The 25,160-nt window shown below is 35.3% G+C and carries 22 protein-coding genes; 1 reads left to right on the top strand and 21 read right to left on the bottom strand.

What is annotated here, in order from left to right:
• Positions 1-790 precede the first annotated feature (790 nt).
• The 4 genes from P8O16_RS13190 to P8O16_RS13205 all read right to left on the bottom strand — a co-directional run bounded on the left by P8O16_RS13190 (position 791) and on the right by P8O16_RS13205 (position 5,930).
• Positions 791-2,701, bottom strand: a complete 1,911-nt coding sequence (locus tag P8O16_RS13190) for a nucleoside-diphosphate sugar epimerase/dehydratase (protein ID WP_300315749.1) — start codon at positions 2,699-2,701, stop codon at positions 791-793.
• A gap of 185 nt (positions 2,702-2,886) precedes the next feature.
• A complete protein-coding gene (locus P8O16_RS13195) occupies positions 2,887-3,501 on the bottom strand; it encodes a sugar transferase (RefSeq protein ID WP_300315752.1) in 615 nt (204 codons plus the stop codon).
• Entirely contained in the window at positions 3,502-4,641 is a 1,140-nt protein-coding gene (locus tag P8O16_RS13200) for an aminotransferase class I/II-fold pyridoxal phosphate-dependent enzyme (RefSeq protein WP_300315755.1), read from the bottom strand.
• Between the two features lie 131 nt (positions 4,642-4,772).
• Positions 4,773-5,930: a glycosyltransferase family 4 protein gene (locus tag P8O16_RS13205; protein WP_300315757.1), complete on the bottom strand. Its 1,158-nt coding sequence runs from the start codon at positions 5,928-5,930 to the stop codon at positions 4,773-4,775.
• 199 nt (positions 5,931-6,129) lie between these two features.
• Between P8O16_RS13205 and P8O16_RS13210 the strand changes: the two genes are divergently transcribed.
• The gene (locus P8O16_RS13210) at positions 6,130-7,737 is read left to right on the top strand and encodes a capsule assembly Wzi family protein (protein WP_300315760.1); all 1,608 of its coding nucleotides are present in this window, start codon (positions 6,130-6,132) and stop codon (positions 7,735-7,737) included.
• On the opposite strand, the gene P8O16_RS13215 is transcribed toward P8O16_RS13210, so the two are convergent.
• From P8O16_RS13215 to P8O16_RS13295, 17 genes are all read right to left on the bottom strand, one after another.
• Positions 7,738-8,811 (bottom strand): sugar transferase, encoded by a 1,074-nt coding sequence (locus P8O16_RS13215; RefSeq protein WP_300315763.1) that lies wholly within the window; start codon positions 8,809-8,811, stop codon positions 7,738-7,740.
• Between the two features lie 18 nt (positions 8,812-8,829).
• Positions 8,830-9,876: a DUF354 domain-containing protein gene (locus P8O16_RS13220; protein ID WP_300315766.1), complete on the bottom strand. Its 1,047-nt coding sequence runs from the start codon at positions 9,874-9,876 to the stop codon at positions 8,830-8,832.
• Entirely contained in the window at positions 9,873-10,742 is an 870-nt protein-coding gene (locus tag P8O16_RS13225) for a glycosyltransferase family A protein (protein WP_300315770.1), read from the bottom strand. Before P8O16_RS13225 ends, P8O16_RS13220 begins: the two co-directional genes overlap by 4 nt.
• Complete coding sequence (locus P8O16_RS13230) at positions 10,726-11,904, bottom strand: hypothetical protein (RefSeq protein ID WP_300315773.1); 1,179 nt, start codon at positions 11,902-11,904, stop codon at positions 10,726-10,728. Before P8O16_RS13230 ends, P8O16_RS13225 begins: the two co-directional genes overlap by 17 nt.
• Before the next feature lie 86 nt (positions 11,905-11,990).
• Positions 11,991-13,112 carry a glycosyltransferase family 4 protein gene (locus P8O16_RS13235; protein WP_300315776.1) on the bottom strand — a complete coding sequence of 374 codons (1,122 nt, stop codon included), beginning with the start codon at positions 13,110-13,112 and terminating at the stop codon, positions 11,991-11,993.
• The gene (locus P8O16_RS13240) at positions 13,113-13,601 is read right to left on the bottom strand and encodes an acyltransferase (RefSeq protein ID WP_300315780.1); all 489 of its coding nucleotides are present in this window, start codon (positions 13,599-13,601) and stop codon (positions 13,113-13,115) included. It lies immediately after the preceding gene.
• 35 nt (positions 13,602-13,636) lie between these two features.
• Positions 13,637-14,911, bottom strand: coding sequence for an oligosaccharide flippase family protein (locus P8O16_RS13245; protein WP_300315783.1), 1,275 nt, complete (start codon positions 14,909-14,911; stop codon positions 13,637-13,639).
• Positions 14,908-15,969: a nucleotidyltransferase family protein gene (locus tag P8O16_RS13250; protein ID WP_300315786.1), complete on the bottom strand. Its 1,062-nt coding sequence runs from the start codon at positions 15,967-15,969 to the stop codon at positions 14,908-14,910. The genes P8O16_RS13245 and P8O16_RS13250 overlap by 4 nt, the downstream gene beginning before the upstream one ends.
• Before the next feature lie 5 nt (positions 15,970-15,974).
• Entirely contained in the window at positions 15,975-16,592 is a 618-nt protein-coding gene (locus P8O16_RS13255; protein WP_300315789.1) for an acetyltransferase, read from the bottom strand.
• Positions 16,579-17,724, bottom strand: coding sequence for a LegC family aminotransferase (locus P8O16_RS13260; RefSeq protein ID WP_300315792.1), 1,146 nt, complete (start codon positions 17,722-17,724; stop codon positions 16,579-16,581). The genes P8O16_RS13255 and P8O16_RS13260 overlap by 14 nt, the downstream gene beginning before the upstream one ends.
• Entirely contained in the window at positions 17,724-18,911 is a 1,188-nt protein-coding gene (locus tag P8O16_RS13265; RefSeq protein ID WP_300315795.1) for a UDP-N-acetylglucosamine 4,6-dehydratase, read from the bottom strand. The genes P8O16_RS13260 and P8O16_RS13265 overlap by 1 nt, the downstream gene beginning before the upstream one ends.
• Before the next feature lie 3 nt (positions 18,912-18,914).
• A complete protein-coding gene (locus P8O16_RS13270) occupies positions 18,915-19,883 on the bottom strand; it encodes a Gfo/Idh/MocA family oxidoreductase (RefSeq protein WP_300315798.1) in 969 nt (322 codons plus the stop codon).
• A 2-nt stretch (positions 19,884-19,885) separates the two neighbouring features.
• Positions 19,886-20,458, bottom strand: coding sequence for an acyltransferase (locus tag P8O16_RS13275; protein WP_300315800.1), 573 nt, complete (start codon positions 20,456-20,458; stop codon positions 19,886-19,888).
• Entirely contained in the window at positions 20,455-21,579 is a 1,125-nt protein-coding gene (locus P8O16_RS13280; protein WP_300315803.1) for a DegT/DnrJ/EryC1/StrS aminotransferase family protein, read from the bottom strand. Before P8O16_RS13280 ends, P8O16_RS13275 begins: the two co-directional genes overlap by 4 nt.
• Positions 21,580-21,594: 15 nt before the next feature.
• Entirely contained in the window at positions 21,595-22,905 is a 1,311-nt protein-coding gene (locus tag P8O16_RS13285; protein ID WP_300315806.1) for a nucleotide sugar dehydrogenase, read from the bottom strand.
• Positions 22,906-23,001: 96 nt separating this feature from the next.
• A complete protein-coding gene (locus tag P8O16_RS13290) occupies positions 23,002-23,394 on the bottom strand; it encodes a four helix bundle protein (protein WP_300315809.1) in 393 nt (130 codons plus the stop codon).
• Positions 23,395-23,584: 190 nt separating this feature from the next.
• Positions 23,585-24,580, bottom strand: a complete 996-nt coding sequence (locus P8O16_RS13295; protein ID WP_300315811.1) for a mannose-1-phosphate guanylyltransferase — start codon at positions 24,578-24,580, stop codon at positions 23,585-23,587.
• Between the last annotated feature and the right edge of the window lie 580 nt (positions 24,581-25,160).

Raw genomic sequence — 25,160 nt, forward strand, 5'->3', positions numbered from 1 at the left:
ACCTGTCAAAAATTCTTTAATCATTGACTCTCTCTCTGAAAGGCTTAAAGAACCGCCTGTTCTTGTTTTTTCTCTACTCATAGTTTACGGTTTGCGTAAACTCATTCTAGGACAAGTCAGTAAATCCTGCGCGGGAGACCAATAATCTTATTTCTTTCAACCCCGGGTTTCGTACCTCACCCGGGGCTACTAATATTTGACCACTCTGTGGTCATTCTCAATGGTATGATTTGGATCTTCAATCAAATTCCACCTCCAGATCGGAAATTGAATTACAGAATGTCTCAACCGAAGGTTTCTGAAATTTACCATACGTAGGGCGCGGTGGGTGGACATGGAAGCGGGCCGGCGGTGGCATGTGGGGAGAAGCCCCGATAGGAATCTGGGCCGGCGACTAAGCACCTAGCTCATACCTGGCTCTTCGCTATAAATACCCACTGGGTATTTACTTCACGCTCAGCCCTTCTTTTGGGCCAAGCCAAACGAACAAAGAATAAGCTAGTAATGGTCTGACCGTACTGTCGTCATTTCAAAACGGAATATTTTAAAGCTAAAATCAAATGATATTTGGTGAAATCGAGGTGTTGAAAAATACTTATTAGCCATATAAAAACCGACCTCCACTAATAAGGGAGAACCTTAAAAAGAAAGGAGAGGCTACAGACAAAAAACAAGATTTTTTGATAACATGTATCAAGACATAGGAATTCAGAAAGGAAAAAAGAAAAGCCGCTCTTTTATTAAAGCGGCTAATTTCATTTATCTCATACTAGGTACTTGATACTTTTTTTCAATTCATTCTATCCAAAACTTCAAATCTGGAAGAGTTGGAAATAAACTCAGGAACTATAGACTTCAAGTGACTCACCAATTGATCATCAGAGTTTTTCCCGATCATATCCATAAAAAGTTCAACCTGCCCATCAATCTTATGATAAGATGAAGGCGGTACCTGTGCAATTTTAATTTTAGGGTGATGGGTGATTTTAACTGTTTCAAAATCATTCAATAACTCTTCAAAAAGCTTCTCCCCTTCTCTTAAACCAGAAAATACAACCTTAATATCATGATCAATTTTCTTTCCGGAAAGTTGGATCATCTTTTTAGCCAGATCCAATATTTTGATAGGTTCACCCATATCAAAAATATAAATCTCCCCACCTTCACCCATGATTCCAGCTTCAAGAACCAGTTGACAGGCTTCCGGTATGGTCATAAAATACCTGGTGATATCAGGATGAGTAACAGTAATCGGACCTCCATTCATGATCTGCTTTTTGAAAAGCGGAATCACCGAACCATTTGATCCAAGCACATTTCCGAAACGAGTGGTAATAAACTTTGTATGATATTTTTTATGATTTCTCTCCAAGTATTCATTCAATGCCTGAACATACATTTCGGCAGCTCTCTTACTGGCACCCATTACATTTGTTGGGTTTACAGCTTTATCTGTGGACACAAATACAAACTTTTCCACCTGAGCTAATACTGCTATATCAGCAAGTAATTTTGTTCCTAGAATATTGGAATGTACAGCCTCCTCAGGATAATTTTCCATCATAGGCACATGCTTGTAGGCCGCAGCATGGAATACAACTTGAGGCTTATAGGATTTGAATACCTCTTTGACTTTTTTCTTGTTTCTCACATCCCCCAAAACAATTTTTATTGGGCAGTGTGCATGATTTTCCTTGAATTCCTGCTGCACATCATATAGCGCAGACTCTGCAATATCAAACAGGATAAGAAGTTTTGGTTCGTAATGGCTAATCTGTCTACAGATCTCAGAACCAATGGAACCGGCAGCTCCGGTAACCAAGATTACTTTTCCTTGTAAGTCCTGATGAATTCTAGGGTTATCCAATAAAATCGGTTCTCTACTTAAAAGATCCTCAATCTTAACTTCTCGAATAGCACCTGCAGTCAAACCACCATTGATCCACTGATCTACAGGAGGTACTATACAGACAGAAACATTTAGCCTTAGGCATTCGTCAATAATTTCATTTTTCCGCTGAACCGATAGGTCACGGACTGCAATAATCAATTCAGTAATCCCGAAATCTGAAACAAGAGTTTCTAAGTCTTCCAGACCTTTATAGATTCGTTTGCCATCAATATTCTTACCCTCTTTTTTTGGATCATCATCCAAAAAAGCAATTGTATTAAAAACACTTTCTCTGTCTCTTTTGATCGCTTCCTGTGCAATAATCCCTGCTTCACCTGCTCCGAAGATCACTCCGTTTTTAAGGTTTTTTACTAAGAATCCGTTTTTCAGGTAAACAAATAATTCCTTAACCAACAGTCGATAAAAGATCAACATGAATAAGGAGGACAAACTTGCTATAATTAAAACAGAGGTTGGAAGTAAAAATCGGTCATTTAAGAAATTGCCCCGAAAAAAATTCAAGAATAGGAAGAGAACGAAATTGATAACAACTGTCTTGAAAATATTGGAGCCATCCCGAAAACCGGTATGCCGAACAATCCCTTCGTAGCTTCTGGTATTTTGCATTACCAGCAAACCGCCAATCATAAATGTAAAACTTCCTGCTAAAGCATCATTTTGCTCTATTAAAGCCAATTCAAAATTAAAACGAACCAGATATGAAAAGAGGGCGCAATAAAAAAGAATTAAGGAATCTAAAGATGCAATTATCCACCTAGGTAGAATCTTAAGCCGGGTTAAAAAATTCATAGTAGAAATTTATTCAAATAGGAAGATTAAATTTTACTCAGGGATTATAAAATATGACGCAAATTAATCAAATTTTTATTGATTCTTAAAATAATCTGTCAAATATACTTATAACTAAAAAAATTACTAGCCTTTAATTCCAAATAACAGAATCTAAATCTGTTTTATTTGATACCCCAAATCAATTAAGCTACTGATCTCCCTGTAAATCTTTTCATACTCACCTCTCCTTTTTGGGACACCCCTTTTCCCATCAAGACATTAAAAAATGTTATGAATAGGATTTTTAAATCAATCCATAATGAGAGATTATCCACATACCATACATCCAATTGAAATTTCTTTTCCCAACTGATCGCATTTCTACCATTGATCTGTGCCCAACCCGTCACTCCTGGTTTTACCTCATGTCTTCTGGATTGCTCCTGTGAATACAAAGGAAGATACTCTTCCAGCAGTGGTCTTGGACCTACCAGACTCATATCACCTCTAAGCACATTGATAAGCTGGGGAATTTCATCCAAAGATGTCTTTCTTATGATTTTACCCAATGCAGTAATCCTCAGCTCATCAGAAAGCATTCTTCCTTCCTCACAATATTTGTCCCGCATGGTTTTGAATTTGAGAATCTGGAAAGGTTTACCGGCAAGTCCAGGTCTAGACTGCCCAAAAAAGGGATTACCTCTATGGTGAATGATCAGGGTAACTGCGATCAAAACAAATATTGGGAAAAGGACAAGAAATAGCCCAAGGGAAATTAAAACATCCAATATCCTTTTGAAAAAAATTCTATAATTCACTCACCCAAAGGTTTTAATTAATTCTTTTTCTATGTGGGAGACGACCAGTTTTTGATCATCAAGAGTAAGAGTCACTGAACTAGGCAGACAGAGTCCGGTTTTAAACAGGTTTTCAGAAACATTTCCTCCATAATATGGCATATCCTGGAAAACAGGCTGCAAGTGAAGTGGTTTCCAAAGAAAACGCGTTTCAATATCGTTTTTTAGAAATATCACCCGAAGCTTATCATTATTCATACCGGTAGTAACCGGATCAATCAAAATAGTACTTAACCAATAATTTGAGTAAGATCCCTCTTGCTCCTCCTGAAAGGTAATCCCCGGAAATCCGTCCAAAAGCTCCCTGTATCTTTGATTTATCAACCTTCTTTTTTTCACCCAGGCATTCAATTGTTCAAGCTGAGCTAGACCAATTGCAGCGGCGAGGTTGTTCATTTTATAATTGAACCCTATCTCCAAATGATGATAATAGGGCAAATCCTCACGGGCCTGAGTGGATAGATACTTTGCCTTTTCTATTAAAAAGACATCATCTGATATCAATGCACCACCACCTCCGGTAGTGATTATTTTATTTCCATTAAAAGAGTAAACACCGATTTTACCAATAGCTCCGCAGAATTTCCCAAAGTATTTGGATCCAACTGCTTCAGCAGCATCTTCTAAAACAGGTATTTGATATTTTCCGGCAATTTCCAAGATCTCATTCATCTTGGCAGGCATTCCAAAAAGATGGACCGTAACTATTGCCTTTGGTTTTTTACCCTCATTTATCCTACTAAGGATAGCATCCTCAAGCAATTCAGGAGACATATTCCAGGTATCCTTTTCACTGTCTATAAAAATCGGCTTCGCTCCCAAATAAACGATGGGATTGGCTGAAGCACAAAAAGTGAATGATTGACAGATTACTTCATCTCCTGGACCAATTCCCAAAAGGACCATTGCCAGATGTAAAGCAGAAGTACCGGAGTTTAAAGCTACCGCTTGATGAGAATGCATTTCCCGCGCAAGCTTTCGCTCAAATTTGGGGATAAATTCTCCATAAGTGGCTAGATGACCAGCCTCAATCGCTTTATTGGAATATTTTTTTTCATTCCCTTCAAAAACAGGAAACGATAGTGGAAATTTGAATGACATTCTTATAATCGGGTGAACAAGAACCTTTCTAAAGGTAAAATCAATACTATCAAAAACCAAACCATCAATTACAAGAAACAAAAATAGCCCTTGACGGGCTTTAATTTGTTTTTTGAATCATCAGGATTTTCTTAATTCATATTTATACGGGAATCTTTGAAACCTTCCCGATCTACAATTTTTGATTCTATTCTCTTTTTAACTAAACCCTTGTCTTCAAGAATCTTAGGCTCTTTTTTTACTTTTTTCTTCACATACTTAACAGTAATCTGATCAAGTCTATAGCCCAATAATAGCACAATTACAGAAATGATTGGAAGTGCTAAATGATCTGAAAAATTTTTCATAAGAAAAATCAAAACAATAAAACTCAACTGCAATCCACCCAAAATAAGCGCTACCTGATTATGCTTGAGCCCCATTCTCATCAAAAAATGATGCACATGACTTTTATCCGGAGTCATAGGAGATTGGCCTTTACTAACCCTCTTAGTAAAAACTCTTGCCATATCATACAGCGGGAAAATCATTAAGGTGATTCCGGCGGTAAAGACCGGTGTGAATCTCCAGAAATTATCCTCCGGAAGGGCAGCATTGGTTTCCATAAATGCGATAATCAAAGCTCCCATGGTAAAGCCCAGAGTAAGAGAACCTGTATCCCCCATAAAGATTTTTGCCGGATGCCAGTTAAAGAACAAGAAGGCAATCACAGCTCCTAAGAAAGTAAAGGACAATAAAGCATAACTTTCAAGGCCCTGTATCAAAAACCAACTTCCAAGACAAGTGAAAACAATAATAGCAATAATCCCCGCTAAACCATCAAGTCCATCTATAAGATTAAAAGCATTCGTCAATGCCAGAAGCACAAAAGCTGAAAAAAAATAACTAATTATAATATTCAGTTCCCCAACCCCCAGAAATCCATGAAGATCCTTGATTCGGATATCCGAAATCACAACGACCAGAATTACTGCAATCAGCTGCCCCAAAATTTTATGAAATGCTTTTAGCTCCACCATATCATCCCGAAAGCCTACGAAAAACATCAGAGAAACCGCTCCAAGGAGATAGCGTATATCTGGAATGTTGTATTGCCAAGACCAAATCGCTAATGAAATGGCAACTGAAAGACTAATGGCAATTCCTCCCATTGAAGGAACTATTGATGTATGAATCTTTCTACCACCAGGGACTTCAGAAAAATTATACTTAGTTAAAAGTTTAATAAGGACGGGAAAAACTAGTATTCCTGTTGCAAAAGCGGTTAAAAAAGATAGTAGTAAGTACATAAATAATAAATCTTAAGGCAAAGAAACAAAAATCAAAACTAAAAGGAAGGGAATTTCGCTGAAAATGAAAAGGAAATAAATATCTTTGAATCGATAGCTAAGTCTTAGAATTTAAATTCGAATGTTCAAAAAAATTATATTTTTAACAGCTTTTATATCAATTCCAATTTTTCTTAAAGGACAAAACATTCCTTTAAATTTGAGTAATTTAAATGACCTATTACGGCGAGAGCAAGTTTCTAATCAAGATTCAAGTGTTTTCAGTTTCAGTTATGGCCCACTAAATTTAGAAAAGTACAACTCTACTAATGGAAGCCTATCAAAACTTGAAAGTATTTTATTGTCAAACGTAAATGAATTTGGCAAAAAAGGTCGTGGGGAATTATACGTTTTACCAGCTTTTATTGATTCAAAGTATAATCTAAATCGCCCTTTTGGAGGTAATGATGGAGCTATGATTCCTGCAAAAGGTTTTCAGTTTATTCTCTCTTCCGGAATTTATTTGAAGTATGGCAGACTATCAATTCAGTTATACCCCAAACTTTTCTATTCCCAAAACCTTCCTTTTTCAGAATACCCCGAGAATGCTCCTAGCTCATATTTTGAGTTGAGAAAAAGAGATATTTTGGGAATTGATAACCCCGTCCGTCATGGACAAGAATCAATTACCGAATTTATTTCTGGCAATTCTAACATAATGATGAATTTTGGGAGTTTTCAAGCAGGAGTTTCTTCAGAAAACATTTGGTGGGGGCCCAGTAAATCAAATGCCCTATTAATAAGTAACAACGCTCCGGGTTTTTTACATGCGACAATAAAAACTGTGAAACCAGCTAAGACATTTCTTGGAAATTTTGAGGGACAATACTTTGCTGGGAAATTAGATGGGTCAGAATTGAGTTACTACAGTGATGGTAAAGCTCAGGACCTCTTTGGAGAAAAAGATAATGATACATGGAGATATTTCACAGGAATATCATTGAGCTATTCGCCAAAATGGATTAAGGGATTGTCCATTGGAGGCAGTCGGACATTCCAGGTTTACAGAAAAGATATGGAGGATGGCTTTAGAGCTTGGTTCCCTTTATTCGACCCTTTCCCGAAAGAAGGTGTTGGAAACGTTGAAAATATTTTATTAAGAGAGGACCAGCATTTAGGTGTGTTTTTTCGATGGTATTTTCCAAAAATTGGATTTGAATTTTATGGCGAATACCTAAGAAACGATCATGCCTTGAATTGGAGAGATGCTGTCTTAAATCCAGAACACTCTAGGGGTTACATTTTAGGTCTAGCTAAGTATGTGAAGTTAAATTCTTCAAGGTATACCCTAGGGTTTGAGACCGAAATGGTTCAAACAAAGAATTCAATCAACAGATTAACAAGATATGGTGGCTTAGATAGGTCAGTAAATATATACTACAATGGACAAGTAAGCCACGGTTTAACCAACAAAGGACAAATTTTGGGCTCAAGTCTGAATAATAGTGGGAATCAACAGTTATTAAGAATAAGTGTCTTTGAAGGTATCAATAGAGCTTATGTGGGTTTTACCAGATTAGAACAGGACCCCCATTTTTACTATAATGCATCAGTATCAAACGATCTTTATAAGAAATGGATTGACTTGGTGTTTTCTGCAGGAATAGACTATCAATATAAATCTCTTTATTTTTCTCCCACCCTTAATTTGATTTCCTCAAATAATGTAAACTGGTATTCCTCTAACCCCTTAAACGAAAATGAGTTCTCAAATAATGAGAACTCATTCAATCTAAATTTTTCATTGAAAGTAATGTATTCTTTCTAGCTACTTACTCCTTGCACCTCTGAATAAAATATTTGAAAAGATTTTAAAAAAATACTTGATATCAGTTTTAAAAGGATTTTTGGCATACAATTCAAGGTATTTCTTTTCAGATAGTATAATGTCATCAAGAGTTTTAGGCATGTCCGCATAAAAAGGCGGTATGAGTCCAGACTTAACCTTCGTTCTCAATTCTTGAACTTCCACTGTATAAAGATTAAAATAATGTTTACTTAAGGGACGCACGCCAATAAGCTTCATATCTCCCTTTATCAAATTCCAAAACATTGGAAGTTCATCAATCCAAAACTTTCGTAAAAAACTTCCTAAAGGAGATACGCGAAAATCATCTTTAAACTTCCCTCCTTCATCCAATTCATTGTTCTTATAAACATAGTCTTGAAGATATTCAGCATAGGGATACATGGTTCGGAGTTTATATACCTTAAATATTTCTCCACCTTTACCAACACGTTTTAATTTTATAAATGGACCATAAGTCGGACTTGAGTCAAAAGTAGGTTCAGAAATTTTTCTTGCAACAAAATATAGTTTGTCATTTGCCTCAACTTGGTTCAGGACTTCAAAACCACATGAATACAACCTCCCATACATCTCAGCCCTTGAAAGCATCCTTCCCTTACCTTTAGTAAGGTAAAAGTACATACGTTGTGTTAGCTTCAGCTTAGGAAGTATTCTATGAAACAATGTATCAAAGAAATACACAAAATAATTAATCGGAAAAATATATTTTGAAATCAAACTTTTTCGTCTGTTTGAATAAGTTTGTACACAACCTACAAAAATGCCACCATCAACTAATTTGGAATTTAAAACCTCCAAGAATTTATTTACTCTGCGAGAATCATTAAGACGAGAAAGATTTAATATCCCTTGAAAATCAGACTGAGAAAGCAATTCCAAATTGAAATAATTACCTGTCGACAAAACATAGACATTGGAGGAGTCCAGATCAAAATAATCGGAACACAAATCCAAAACTCCTTGACCTGCTTTATTAAGCACTAAGTTCTTGCGTCTTTCCATTTTACTTGTAACAACTGGATATGATACCATAAAAATAAAATTAAAAATCTATGAAAAGTTATATTGATATGTAGAGTCTTTAAGCATAATATCTTTAGATTCAGGAAAATTAACTACAAACCAAATTAAAAAATCAGTAGGGTTAATAGTTGAATTTTCAATTAATTCTTGTTGATCAAAATCCCTATCCTTGAAATCAACCTCATCGATATTTTCAGCCAAAATATTACCATCAATTTCATGAGCATTATTAAATTTTTGAGCTTGAAAAGTTACATTTCCTACTTTAAGTGGATTAATATAATAATAATTAACACCCATTAAACCTGCTTCAATCCCCATTGTAGCACCTTCAGTGATAAATAAGGAAGCCCCTGCTATTACACTATGCATCTGAGATGGTTTTATGTCCAAATGGAATCCCCCAAGCACTTCATCAATTTCATCACCTTCGTATGAAATATAAACTCTTATCTTCTTTGATAGATTATTAACTAATTTCAATTTATTTTCATACGATATAATTCCTTTAACTTCTGAGTCATGTCGGGCATCATAAGAAATAAATCTAATTAAGCAATAAGATTTTTCTTTAAGAATTTTTGTGGGATTAAAATCAGAATTTATATAGAATTGTTCAACAAATGCCTGAAATGAAATTTGCTTAGCTCCAAGCTTTTTGGTAAAATAAAAAGGTGTAAGGACTACCGAACAAAAGGGTAAATAAATTGAATGATTCGTGGAGTTATGTTCTGTATCATCAATTAAAATGACAGGCTTTCTCCTTAACCAACCTACAATTGAACAAGCAGGGGATGCAAATCCTAAATACAAGTCAATCTTTTTACCTTGAGAATAGCGAAATACATCAAAAATCATCCTAAATAGATAAACCAATGAATTAACAAAAGAATTCTTCTTAGGTCGAGAGGATCTTACTCTATGTGCTAATCCATATTCATTAAGCAATTGGTTAATCATAATAGAATCTCGATTAACAATAAAAAAAGAATGACCAAGATCATTCATTCGAAATATAAAATTCCTAAAATAATGAACATGTGCGGGATGATTGATATCTATAAGAATCCTCATAATCTAATTATGCGACGAAGATGAAATTTATTAATAAAATCCGCAAAATCATCATCAACATATCTTGCCTCATTAGAATTCAAACCATTCAAATATCCTTTCAAGAACGAAATACCATAAGTGAAACTCTTTTTTTTGAAAATTTTAAAAACTGTCCGAAGCAAGGCTAAAAACAGATTTCCCCCATTCATATAATTAGATCTGCCCATTTTAAAAGCTATATCAACCTTATTATAATCTGAATTGGCTGGCCTAAAATGTTTTACATCACTATCAACTATTTTTGATTTCCAGCCTTTATAAAACGCTGTCATCTCATCCAATCCATCCCAGCCTAAAATGGGTTTTAGGCCACCAATTTCAGTAAAACATTCTACACGATAAGATTTCAAAGCCCCCCTAATGTGATAATCAGCCTGTGGAGTAGCTGACCAAATTCCATTATGTAACTCAAGTATCCTACCACCTGAAACTCCTATTCTCTCGTCAGATTGAAAGCTATTACTGATTTTTTCAAAATAATTTAAGGGCAACTCCAAATCAGCATCAATTTTTGAAATAATATCAACCTTTTGAATGTCAATAAACTTCAGACCAAAATTAAAAGCATTAATAACTTTAGTTCCTTGAAGCTTGTATGCACCGGATTCATGAAAACAATAATCAATGAACGAATACTTTTTTGCATATCTTTTTATGATAACAGATGAATCATCTGTAGAATTATCATCAACAAAAAGCACCTCTAACGGAACAAAAGTCTGGTTTATAATAGATTCGATAAAAGCGTCAAGAAAACTAGCTTCATTATAGACGGGAACGATAACTACAATATTCATAATAATAAAATCAACTTTCAGTATCATTAATTTCAGCAATAAGAACGCCAATAATACAAAAAGGGAGTGTTCTTGCCCAATAAACGTACAATCCGTCAACCCCCTGACTTATCAGTAGAACAATTAAGTAACCAATACAGAAAAGAAATGCATCACGTTTGATCGGTGAACTAAAAGCAAACTTAGATGAGGATTTAATGACGAAAAACAAATTCATGAAAATAAAAAAGAGTAAAATAATTCCAAAAATGCCAATTCCATACAGATATTCAGCGTAATCACTATGTAAAGATCTATCTCTTGTATTTAACTGATAAACATTGTCTTTTCCAAAATCCCCTGTATTAACGAATGGATTCTGCCCAATTAAAGATTTGTAAGAAAACTGATTAATTCTTTCATCAAAAAAAACCAAATATTCCAAATACCTTCCTTCCTCCTCCAAAGAATCAGTTGTCAAAACTTTATTTCGAGTTTCTTGAAGTTCAACAATATCTTCATAAAAATAATAAAATGAACTTCCTAAAATTATAAAAGTTAAAAGACTAATACTCCTTTTATTTGAAAACAAAATAAGAATTAAATAAAAAAAGCCAAAAACAGCAAGAAGAATTAAATAAGTCCTTTTCAAACTTAATACAATCAAAGCAGTTTCAGCAAATACAATCAGCACTAAAAATGGATTAAATTTACTACGAAGGTGTAATAGAAACAGTGGAATTGAAAATACGAAAAAATACAAGCCAAAAAAGAAAAGTCCACCGTAATGTAAAGTCTCATTCCCATAAACTACGAATCCTATCTTAAAATATGAGCAAAAAAGAATATAAATAATAGCTAAAACATTGGTAATCGTGAGTACTTTAAAAAAAAAATCACGATTTAACTTATCCTTAAACAAGTAAATGGAAGCCGGAATAATCAAGAAATTTGAACCAACAATTAAAAGTCGTGTCCAAGACCCAAATAAATCCTTAGAAAAAAGGCTTAATACAAAAACATAAAACAAAAAGCTAATAATAGAAACAAAAAGATTACTAGAACCATTTTTGAATATTAGAATCAGAGAAATAACTACCAATAGAACTCTAGTTGAAAGGGTTAAAACAACAGTAAATAAGTTTGATTCAGGACTAATAGAAGAATTAACATCCGTGATAAAAGGGTAAATAAATGCTAACAGGAGCATTAATAAAGGCCAATAAATAAGAATTTTTAGTTTATACTTAAAGTATAGCACACATAGAAGTAAAAGAAAGACTATAGTAAGTAACATTAATCCACTATAGATTTATAGAATTCATCCCATTTGTTGAAAGTAGTCTTTTCACCAAAAAGCTTTGCGACAGATTCCTTGCTTTCAAACGCCCTTTTGGCATAAAATTCCCAGTTTTTAAATATATTACTTAGCGCATCACGAAGATCACTAACCTTATCTATCTCTACAAAAAATGCCCCCACTTCTTTCAATGAATCATATGGTAACCATGATCCAGTAATAACAATACTTCCGGCATAGAGGGCTTCTACCATTGATGCAGAATATTGGTCTGTTATTTGCAGGTTAATAAAAATATCAGTTCCCAATCGTATAAGAGCCAAATCTCTTTCCGACAAAAAAGATTGATAAATAACTGATGTACAACTCAGACTTTGAGCATTTTCAATTATAGTCTCCCTATTCCCATCTGAAGATCCGTAAGTTAATGGCAAAATGAGTTCAGTTTTATCAATGAAATCAATTTCTCTAAATTGATCAAGAATTGCCAAGTGTTGCTGACCAGAATTATAATTATATCCTATGGTACATTGAATTTTCCCTCTGTTCCAACCCAACTTGGATTTAATTTCAAACCTATTACTTCTCTCTTCATCAATTATCTTTAAATTTTTAAGAAAAAAGGGTATAGCAACAAATTTAGAATAGGGAAGATTTAAACGCTGGCAAAAATTCTCAATTAATATCGGGTTGGTGCAATGAATAAAATCAGCCTTATGATACATATATTTTAAAAGGAAGATCCTAAAATTACTTGCTCTAAGTACTTCAGATCCCCAAATTGATATAACAATTTTCTTTCTACTCAAAATCAAAAGTGGCCAAATAAAAAAATACTGTAACTTTAAGGAATGAATATGTATAAAATCAAAATCATTTTTAAGAGCCAAAAATCTATAAAAAATATCAACAGGGTAAATTAATTTTCGAAACCACTTACTTTTATAAATATTATTAAATGACCTTGCATACTTTACAGATGAATATAAAAATTGGGATTCAATCTTTATTTTTGTAATGCTAAAAGCGGAAAAATGAAAAACTCCTAAAGAACTAATAGTCCTTATAAAGGATACTAATAATTGATGATTACAATCTCCTATAAAAAGTATTTTCATTTAACTACCCAATCGACTTTTAATAAATTTTGCAGGATTACCACCTACAATACTAAATGGGTCTACATCTTTAGTGACAACAGAACCTGCAGCTATTATAGAGCCGGTACCGATTCTTGATACAGTTGCATTTAAAATTACTCTTTCTCCGATCCATACATCATCTTCGATCATCAAAGTATTCGATTTTTTGTATCCTTGTCTTGACATAGGAACATTCAAGTTTCTAAATTCATGATTTTGACCAAAGATTATAACTTCTGGACCAATCATTACATATTCACCAATGTTAAGATCTCTACCAAATTTCAACTTGTGTCCTAAACCTGAGTGATGGCCCATTTTAACATTTCTTTTCAAGCCTAAGTTAATTTTTGATTCAATGGTAATCCCTTTAGATTCTGCGTTTAAAATAATTTTAAACGCAGAAACCCTCATTAAATTGAAATATTTCCCCCCATATTTAGAAGCAGACCTCGGTAGATGCATCAAAACAAGTTTATAGAATAAATAAACTAGAAACTTCACAACCTAATTTGCCTTAATACACTTCTAAAAACGATTAAACTTAAAAAATATGTAGAACAAGCTCCAAGAATCATACCAATTGCAACACCATAAATACCCATAATTTGAAAACCAAAATAAATAAAACCTAAATGAAAGATAAGTGAAGAGATATTTGTCACAAAATTCAACTTTAGTTTGCCTAATCCAAATAGTGCACTGCCTCTAAATGCGCTTAAATCCCTAAAAAGCCATGCTATACCAAGGATTAAGAAAAACTGTATGGAGTTCATATATCGACCGTCAAAAACGAAGTACATAAAAATAGGAACTAATACGCTGGAAACCCCAAACATAACTATCAATACTATATTCATAAGTTTTTGATACTTACGAAATGAGGTAATCCACTTAGAATAATCACTCGCCTTTTCGGAGAAATGAGGGTGACTTATTTGTAAAATACTACGAGTAACAACACCTAACATCCCTATAAATATGGTAGCAAAACTATAAAAGCCTAACTCTACTCTATCTGATAAAAAATAATTGAGAAAAAAAATATCAATAGATATTAACACTATCCCAACAAAATTTGTTAATGTAGAATATAGAGCATAATAACTGTGTGCCTCAAAAGGATTTTCAACTAATTCAAATTGCCCTAAAATAAAATTTTTATTACGATAAAAAAGTAAAAGAAGGGTAAAAAAGTAACTCATTGCAATACCTATTGCATACCCAAAAAGACCTAAATAATAGGTAAAAATAACTATAGTTACTATTGAAATCGGCTTAGAAATAATCTGAACATTTGCATATTCCTTAATACGTTTCATGGATTGAAGGTAAGCTAAAATTATACCGTCTAAAACTAATGGTGCTAAACCGAGTGCATAAACTAAAAAAACCTTATTAATTATAAAATCTTGGGATAACAATTCGAAATACACTAAAAAAAAGATAAGTGCGATAGTTAATATCTGAGAAACAAGAGAATAAGTCAACCCTTTTCTAAAAAGATAGTTTTTTTGCTTTTCACTTCGATCCTCTGAACACAATTTAAGTATAGAAACATTGAAGCCAAAACTAGCCAAAACAACGAAAACACTCATATACGATTGCATTACTTTTATTCTACCAACGTCCTCCGTAGTTATAATCCATGCAACAATAAGTTGGGAGGCAAAACCTAAAAATCTAATAAGGTAGTTAGCTGAAAGTAAATGGTAAAAGCCCTTCTCCTTTACAGAATTAAATAGAGCTAAAACTCTAATTGGAAACCTGTTCAAGGAAAACTAATGGTCTTGTAGTACTCCTCCAAATTTCCGATATCTTTCCAAGATTTTTCACTGATTGGAAAAACCCCGATACTTCCATCTCTATCCTTGACTTTTTCAATTAAATGTGTGATATGAAAAAAGGTATCATCTGGAATTTCATCAAGTAAATGAGGCTCTAAAATATACATACCACTATTAATCTTAAAAGTTAATTCAGGCTTTTCGCTTAACTTAACTAGTTTACCTTTTTTTGTCGTTTCGATAGTTCCATACGGAATTGGATAGTTCTTCATTGCCGCTACAATGGTAATCTCGTTTTTATGGGACCTATGATAGTCTAAAATTTCAGAATAATCTTGGTCAACAATAATGTCACAATTGCTTACAAAAAATGTTTCATTGATTTTACCTTTCAACAAAGACATACTTCCCGCAGTCCCCATAGGCTTTTCCTCCTTAAAATAGCTTATTTGATAGGGTAAATTTTGATTTTTGATATAATATTCAATTAAATCAGCTTTGTAATTTACAGAAAGATAAAATCTACTACTTCCATGTTTATAAAACCTTTTAAAGATTTGCTCCAAAATAGTGGTATCACCTACGGGAATCAGCGGTTTAGGCAAAACATTAGTAAGTGGTTTCATTCGAGTACCAAAACCACCTGCCATAACCACAACTGGCAAATCAAAATAGGATTTTGGATGTGGTTTCTCTTCCTCGAATAATTCCTCCCAAAAATAAATATTAAGTATGTTATGTTCTCCATCAAGAACAGGGCAAAGCTCCATTCTAAATTTTAACATTAATACCTTTATATCTTCTAAAGAATCTTTAGGAGAAGCCACTCTTATATTTGATCTCATTATGTCAGCTACAGGAGTAGATAATGGCTTATCACTAATTATTGCTCTTTGAATATCACCTGCACTTAAAAGTCCTAAAAAAAGATTTTCATCAGTAATAATTAAAAGTTTATGGTCAATTTGATCCATCAACTTCATAGCCTCAAGAATACTTGCTTCTTTGTTTATTACCCTTCCTTTAAAATTAATTTCTTTACTCATTGGATTTATTTTGCTGGATTACCTACCACAGTCTCATTATCACCTATATTTTTAATAACCACACTCCCGGCCCCAACTACAACATTTCTCCCAATCCTGATACCCTGTTTTATCACGGAATTCGCACCTATAAAACTAAGGTCTCCTACACTTACATTACCTGCCAAGACTGCACCAGGAGCTATATGTACCGCATTTCCTATTGAACACTCATGCTCGATCACTGCACTTGTGTTAATAATACACAGGTCACCAATCCTTGCCAGTGGGTTTATTGAAACGTTTTTAGATATGAAATTCCCAATACCCATTGTAAAGGTTTTTGAAATCGAGCTTGATGGATGAATTACATTTAAAAACTCCATATTTTTCGACAAAATATAATTAGCTACTTTCTGTCGAATCTTATTGTCACCAATTCCTAAAATAAATTTTTTATCAGTTTCCCATTCTTTAAAATTAGGATCCGATTCATCTCCTAAATATTTCAAATTAAAGGGGTCCAGAGATTGTTCATTTATCTCTGTGTAACCTAACAAAATCAACCCTGACTCAAGGGCTGCATCAGCCACAACAAACCCATGACCTGAATATCCGACTAGGATAACTTCACTTCCTGGCACTACTTGGTATATTCACTATTCGGTCTTCCAAAAACTCCGCATTTTTTTGATCATCTCTTTGACAATAATCAAACATTGGTAAACGATACATCAATTGCCAAATTGGACGGGTCATCACTTTTGATTCATTAGTTTCTTTCAAAAAAGAGTCTCTATCTTTTCTATTCTCGAGTTCCAAACACATCAGCCAATAATTAGCTTTAGTATTTGGCATTTCTGTCCGGAATTTTATGTCTTGACTATTAAAAAAGCTTTTATACTGAAGCGATAGGTTTCTTTTATCCTCTAAAAAACTATCCAAATTCTCCAATTGTGCACAAGCTAATGCAGCATTGAGGTTAGGCATTCTAAAATTATATCCTAATTCATCATGATAATACTCATAAGGGTGAGGCATTTTAGCGGTTGTCGTAAGGTATTTAGCTTTTTCACCTAATTCTATTGAATTGCTGACTATAGCTCCACCTCCTCCAGAGGTAACAATTTTATTTCCATTAAAAGAAAAAACACCTAATTGGCCAAAGCTTCCAGTTGGCTTCCCCATAAATTCACTACCTAATGACTCCGCCGCATCCTCCACTACTGGAATTTTCCATCTTTTACAAATAATAATCAATTCTTCAATCCGCACCGGAAATCCGAAGGTATGCATAGGCAAGCAGGCAGAAATTTTCTTTCCTGTTTTTTTATTATAACAACCGCCCTGGCGCAATTCACCATACTCTTCAAGAAAATCACTAACTGCAGTCGGAGATAGCCCCATCGTATCTTGATCAACATCCAAGAAAATAGGACTTGCCCCGTTGTAAGCTATTGCATTTGCAGTGGCGACAAAAGTCAAAGCTTGAGTAAGAACTTCATCTCCTGAATTTACTCCGACCAAGCGAAGGGCTACTTGTATTCCAGCTGTTCCATTAACTACAGCTACTGCTTTTTGAGTTGAGGTGATATTTTTCATCATCCCTTCAAATTTGTCTACATAAGCTCCCACTGAAGAAACAAAAGTAGAATCTATTGTATCATTAAGATACTTTTTTTCATTTCCGCAAAAACGAGGTTCATGCAATGGTATAAAATCATTGGTATGAAAGATTTCTCGAATAAAGGCTATCGTCTCCTGAATCGTATTCATTACATTTTGGAATCTAAATATTTCCCCGTTTCCTTATGCCCAAAATCAGGTATCATTTTATGAAAAAGATCAACTATATCAGTCTTAGACCATTCTGAAGCCTCTCTAAGAGACAAAATTGTTTTTTGGAACAAATCCAGTTTCTCAACTTCAATATTAAGTTTGTTTTTAATTACACCAAGATTTTGGAATCGATCCATATCCAAGGTTTCCTGATCAGTATAAAATTCTTCAAAATCCTTTTCTCCGGTTGTATCACTTACGGTGAAATAACAAGGCCACTTTTTATCTTGTGGTAATGTGTTTACCAATTTTCGTGCTTCCTCTTCAGAATCACATAAGTATGGTTCATATCCCAATTGGTCCAAATATTTAACAGCTATGTCTGCAAACGAAATCAAATGTAAACTCTCGATTAATTTTGGGAAAAAGATATCTCGATTTTCTCCGAAAATGCAAGACATCAAACAAAGCTCTCCTGATTCCTGGGGAGTAACAAAATAACGTTTTACGTCAGACGGTGCCACTATTGGCTGTCTCTTTTGTATACGCTGGTTAAATCCATGAAGAAGAGAACCATCTGAAAAAGCAACATTAGCGAACCGGGCAGTAGAAATAGATATGGCCTCACTCCTACGCATCAGAAACATTTCCATAATACGCTTGGATGCCCCCATCATATTTACTGGGTTTGCTGCTTTGTCAGTAGAGACACAAAAATATTTTTTGGTTCCGTTCTTAATAGATTGTTTGATTGTCTTATCTGTATTAAAAACATTGACATCAATCATTCTCATAAGTGTGAAAGGGTCTTTTTCACTTCTTACATGCTTTAAAGCAGAGAGATTCAGTACATAGTCAAATCCCCCATCAGATTTTATAAAAGCATCATATTCCAAAGAACCAATATCAAGAGCAAAAGTCTGAAAATCACCATCAATATAGCCGTAGGTACTTCTAATATCACGAACTAATTCAACCATGTTGTTTTCACTTATATCTACAACATGAAGTTTTTTTGGGTTCCGTTTAAAAATCTCTTTAGTTACTGCTTGACCTATTGATCCAGCACCACCTAAAACCAAAAAGCGAGAGTTAGAAACTATTGCTGATAATTCATTTTCATTTTTTGAAATATCATTTCCAAATAGCTCCTCTTTTCTACCTATGAGACTTAATACATCCATTAATTATTTTTTATCAAAAGGATGCTTAGCCAATTCTCCAGCTGCCAGAGGATGATAATCTCCCTTTAGACCGATAGGTTCTGCATGCCTAATGTGTTGTACGATTTCTATACTTGGTCGTGCTTCTTCCAAGCCAAATCCATGTCCATCTAATATATGCTGATAGCAATGCGTATGAAGTTCGGTGAATCCATCAGAGAATTCTATTTCTGTCCCTTGCATAGTCAGTGAACGAAAGGTTCTCCCTCCTTTTGCCTTTACTGCATCTGGTAACGTATCTGCATTGATACTCAAAAACCAACGAACTCTCGCCCGCTCCAATTCGAAATAACCTGCTGCTCGATCATGAGTATGCACATGGACGACATTCTTTTTCACTGATCCAAATACCCAAGTCAACATATCGTAGAAGTGTACGCCAATGTTGGTAGCGATTCCGCCAGACTTACTAACATCTCCTTTCCAGGAAGTATAATACCAGTGCCCTCTAGAAGTAATATAAGCCAAGTCAACATCATATATTTTATCTGCTGGCCCTTCTTCTATTTGCTTTTTGAGCGCTATGATCGCGGGATGCAATCTCAGTTGGAGGATGTTATACACCCGAGTGCCATGTTCTTTTTCTACCTCCGACAAGGCATCAATATTCCATGGATTGAGCACCAAAGGTTTCTCACAAATGACGTTGGCGCCTACTCTCAATCCAAATCGGATATGAGAATCATGTAGGTAATTTGGTGAGCAGATGCTGACGTAATCAATTTTACGATCCGATCGCTTCAGTTTCTCGATATGTCGATCGAAGCGCTCAAACTCAGTAAAAAAATCAGCATCCGGGAAATGGCTGTCCATCACCCCTACGCTGTCAAACTTATCATAAGCTGCCAAAAGTACATTCCCGGTATCTTTCACAGCTTTCATGTGTCGTGGAGCAATGTATCCTGCTGCACCTATCAATGCAAAATTCTTCATTTTTAAAGTTTGGTTACTTGATTGTTTTTCAATTCGTATTGATCTCCGGTCGCTTCACAATTAGCTTTCCCCTGCTCATCAAAAATCAACTTGCTTCCATATTCACTCATCCATCCTATTTGCTTAGCTGGATTTCCTACCATCAACGCATAAGCTGGGACATTTTTGGTAATTACTGATCCTGCTCCGATAAATGCGTAATTCCCTATATCATGGCCGCAGACAATAGTCGCATTAGCTCCTATGCTGGCGCCTTTGCCTACATGAGTTTTGGCATATTCAGACTTTCGGTTTACCGCACTTCTAGGGTTGATGACATTGGTGAAGACCATAGAAGGGCCTAAGAACACATCGTCGTCACAGGTCACTCCGGTATAGATGGAAACGTTGTTCTGAACTTTGACATTGTCTCCCAAAACAACTTCAGGAGAGATCACCACATTTTGGCCTATGTTGCAATTCTTACCCAATTTGCAGTTAGGCATGATGTGAGAAAAGTGCCAAATCTTCGTTCCTTCACCGATTTCACATCCCTCATCGATATAGGCACTCTCGTGAGCAGTATAATTCTTCATTTAAAAAAGCTTTTAATACTTTCAATAATATATGCTTGGTCTTCCATTTTCATCTCTGTATGGATAGGAAGGGAAAGCACCTTAGTACAAAGTAATTCTGATACAGGAAAATCTCCTGCATTGTATCCATATCCCTGATAGGCCACTTGCTGATGAAGCGATATTGGATAATAAACCATGCTCGGAACTCCTTTCTCCGCAAGATATTCCTTCAATTCATCTCTACTTATCCCTTCCACCTGAATCGTATATTGATGGAAGACATGCGTGGAGTTTGTAGCCCGTTTGGGTATTTTGATATTCGGATGATTTTTAAAGGCTTGGTCATACGCATCTGCCACCTCATTTCTAGAAGCAGAGTACCGATCCAGATGCTTCAGTTTAACATTCAAAATCGCCGCTTGAAGCGTATCCAGCCTAGAATTAACCCCGATACTTTCATGGTAATATTTTTTAGCCTGACCATGATTTGCAATCATTTGAAGCTTTTTGGCCAAGTCTGCATCATTGGTAAAAATAGCCCCACCATCTCCATAACAACCTAGGTTTTTAGATGGGAAAAATGAAGTAGTTCCAATATCTCCCATCGTTCCTGCCTGCGCTTTTCTTCCATCCGAAAAGGTAAAGACAGCTCCGATCGCCTGAGCAGTATCTTCAATAACTTTTAAACCATGCCTTTTGGCTAATTCTAAAATCAGCTCCATGTTCGAGCATTGCCCATAGAGATGAACTGGGACAATGCCGACAGTTCTAGCTGTGATTTTATCCTCCAATTGGGCGATGTCCAATTCATAGGTATCCGCAACCACATCAATAAAAATCGGTTTCAGCCCCAATAAAGCAATTACCTCCACCGTAGCCACATAAGTGAAAGCAGGGACAATCACCTCATCCCCTGGTTGAAATCCTAAGGCCATCATTGCAATCTGCAGGGCATCCGTGCCATTAGCACAGGTAATCACATGCTTTGCACCAGTGTAACTTGCTAAAGAATTCCCAAAGGATTTGACTTGCGGACCGTTGATAAAAGCTGTAGTATCTATAACTTCCTGAATGGCTGAATCTACCTCAGCTTTTATTCGATCATATTGGGATCTGAGATCCACCATTTGAATATTCATATATTAAACAAAAGACTATAATCTGCTATCCACCAATTCCTTACTAAGCACTCCCTTCACATCAAACACCACCTGAGAATCAGATTTCTGAATATTCCAGGTTTTAAACTCTTTATGCCCTACTGCAAGTATAATAGCAGAATAATCTTCCAATACAGGCTTGGTGCCTCCATTGATAATGGCAATTCCATATTCATGCATTACTTCTGCCACATCTGCCCAAGGATCATAGACGCAAACATTCATGTCAAAGGATTGAAGTTCCCTGTAAATATCAATCACACGTGTATTTCGAACATCCGGGCAATCCTCCTTAAAGGTAAAACCTAAGATCAGGACTTTGGAATCTATCACTTTCAAATCTTTTCGCATCATATGCTTAATGGTCTCCGTAGCCACATGCTTACCCATGGAGTCATTAAGTCTACGCCCAGCCAAAATAATCTCTGGATGATAACCCATTTCCTGAGCTTTCTGTGCCAGATAAAAAGGATCTACTGAGATACAATGTCCTCCAACCAATCCCGGCTTAAAGGGAAGGAAATTCCACTTCGTTCCAGCAGCTTCCAGCACTTCCTGAGTATCTATATCCAGAAGATTGAAGATCTTACTCAATTCATTTACAAAGGCAATATTGATATCCCGCTGGGAGTTTTCAATCACCTTCGCTGCTTCGGCCACCTTAATAGAGGAAGCTTTGTGGGTACCGGCAGTAATCACTGATTTATACAATTGATCCACATATTCAGCTACCTCAGGAGTAGATCCAGAAGTTACTTTCAATATTTTGGTCACGGTATGCTCCTTATCTCCTGGATTAATTCGCTCGGGAGAATAGCCCGCAAAGAAATCCTCATTGTATTTCAAACCAGAGATTTTCTCCAAAACAGGCACGCACTCTTCTTCCGTCACTCCAGGATATACTGTTGATTCATAAATCACCACATCCCCTTTTTTTAGCACCTTCCCTATTGCTTCTGATGCTTTTAGCATTGGAGTAAGCACTGGTCTATTGTGTTTATCCGTAGGTGTTGGAACCGTAACGATATAGATATTTGCGGAAGAAATAGGGCCTATACCATCAGTGATTAAAAGTCCTTTTCCTTTTTCCTCTTGTTCTAAGGAGGTTTTTACCAATACACTTTGAAGTTCAGAATTCTCCACTTCCAAAGTCCGATCAATGCCTTTTTGCAACTCATCTACTCTGCCCGCATTGATATCGTAACCTATTGTTTTGAATTTTTCTGCAAATGCAACCGCTAAAGGCAAGCCTACATAGCCCAGGCCGATGATTGCGATTTTGCTTTGTTCTAATTTAGTAAGCATATAAAAGTTTGTTGTTAGCTGTTAAGGCGTTAAGCGTTTAGCGTTAAGGCGTTAATTGTTAAATCGTTAAGAGATTGATTGGTGAAAATTCTAGTTTTAAGGATATTTCTTGTATCCTTTACCACCACTATTTTTAAGGGTATGAATAAGACCTTGAATCTTGAATTTTAATGCCTCCGTCAATTTTAAAATTCCATGTTGCTCTGAGCTATCAATAAAACCTGCATCTAGTGCTCTGAAAGATTGAGATCTTACTTCGCCATTTGAACCTTTAGCTATGTATAAAAAATTGATGAACTCTTTGTTTCCATCCCTCTCAAATCCTTCAGCTATATTGTCCATGATTGACCCTGCGGCGGAATTTATCTGACTACAAAATCGAAAATCTTTAGAAAACTGATCTTTCCTACTTAAAATTCGAACATACGAGCAAAGTTCTCTTGCCAATTTCCATATTTCTAAATCTTCAAAAGAAGCAATTCCAGTCAAAGTCTTATGAAAATTAGTTTTAAACTAAAAACTTTAAAAATTAGATGAATTTCTGCTAATCATTGAAATGCCCAAGCTTTAACTTTTAACTAATTAACGCTTAACATTTTAACTTGCAACCAATTAACTTTTAACATTTTAACAATTAACCTTTTAACGTTTAACATTTTAACGCTTAACAAATTAACTTTTAAACTAAATCCGGCCTCTCCTTCTCCAATCGCTCAAAAACCTTCTTTACATCCTGAGACCTGTCTTTTTTCAGAATTAAAAAAGCATCTTCCGTATATACAAAAATTGTATTTTTCAATCCCACAAATTCTGTATGGAGCTTTGTACCAATAACCATATTGCCTTTGCTATCTACTTTATGACCTTTTTTCTTGAAGTGATCATAAATAGACGCAAAAGACCCCATATCAGACCAGGCAAATTCGGAAAGAACAACTTTGATTTTCTTGGTATTTTCCATTACTGCATAATCCACAGAAATGGAAGGTATCTTCATAGACAATTCGAAATCGAGTTTACCTGAGGAAGCTGATTCAAAGGCAGTTTTGGAAGTCTCGTAAACTTCCGGTTCGAAAGCTTTCAATTCCTCAAGGTAAACTCCTGCTTGAAAGCAAAACATCCCTGAGTTCCAAAAAAAATTCCCGTTTTTCAAAAACTCTTCTGCGGTCTCTAAATTCGGTTTTTCACGGAATCCCTTAACATCTTCTCCCTTAGCTTCTATATAGCCAAAACCTGTTTCAGGTTTAGTGGGTTTTAAACCAAAAGTGACAATGTATCCTTCTTGAGCAAGAGTAACAGCTCTATCCACAGCTTTCTGATATTCTGCTCCTGATTCTATCAAATGATCTGAAGGAGTTACAAATAGAATGTCTCCCGGTAGAGCGGAAAATGCTGCAAAAGCTATAGCTGCCGCAGTATTTCTGGGACAGGCTTCTATTATTTCAGAATAATCATCAATATTAGCCTGAGTCAATTCTCTACGGGATAACTCGAAATTATCTTGATTCCCCACCACCAAAACAGAATCACAGAATTCTCGATTCCGTGTCACTGTATTCTGAAAAAGAGTTTTCCCTTCAAAAATCGGCAGATACTGCTTCGGTCTGCTTTTTCTGGACAAAGGCCAGAGTCTGGAACCTACACCGCCGGAAAGGATTACGTTTGTTATGCTCATTAAAAAAGAGGGGGTGTTCGTTAAATGTTAAAGGTTAAGAGGTTAAAGGTTAAAGGTTAAGAGTTAAATCGTTAAACTTTAAGCCTTAAGCCTTAAGCCTTAAGCCTTAAGCAATGAAGGTTAAAGGTTTAAGAGGTTAAGAGTTAAATCGTTAAGTGTTAAGCGTTAAACTTTAAGCCTTAAGCAATGAGGGTTAAAGGTTAAGAGATTAAGGGTTTAAAGTTTAATGGGTTAAAGTTTTAGAGTGCTATACTGAGCGATATTGACTGCCGACTGTGCAGAGCTTCGCCCTTTCAGTCCCATGTTGAAGGGAAACTTAACAGGTAAATGGACAGGAAATAGCCTAAGATCAAAATGGATTCAATCTCAGGATTTTATTTAACTTAAGTTTATGCGTTATGGTATCAGTCTATAAAATTGATCTTGAAGATCAGGCTGATATGGGTTAATTGCATGTTAGAGTCTATAAAGATCTAAGCCCTTTTGAGATTACAAATATAGTGAGGCGAGTAGTATTAGACCTTAGTTTTTCAGCAATTTCTCTAGAATTTGTACACCATATTTTTTGTAGTTTGTACTA

Source organism: Algoriphagus sp., from assembly GCF_029254265.1.
Taxonomy (GTDB): domain Bacteria; phylum Bacteroidota; class Bacteroidia; order Cytophagales; family Cyclobacteriaceae; genus Algoriphagus.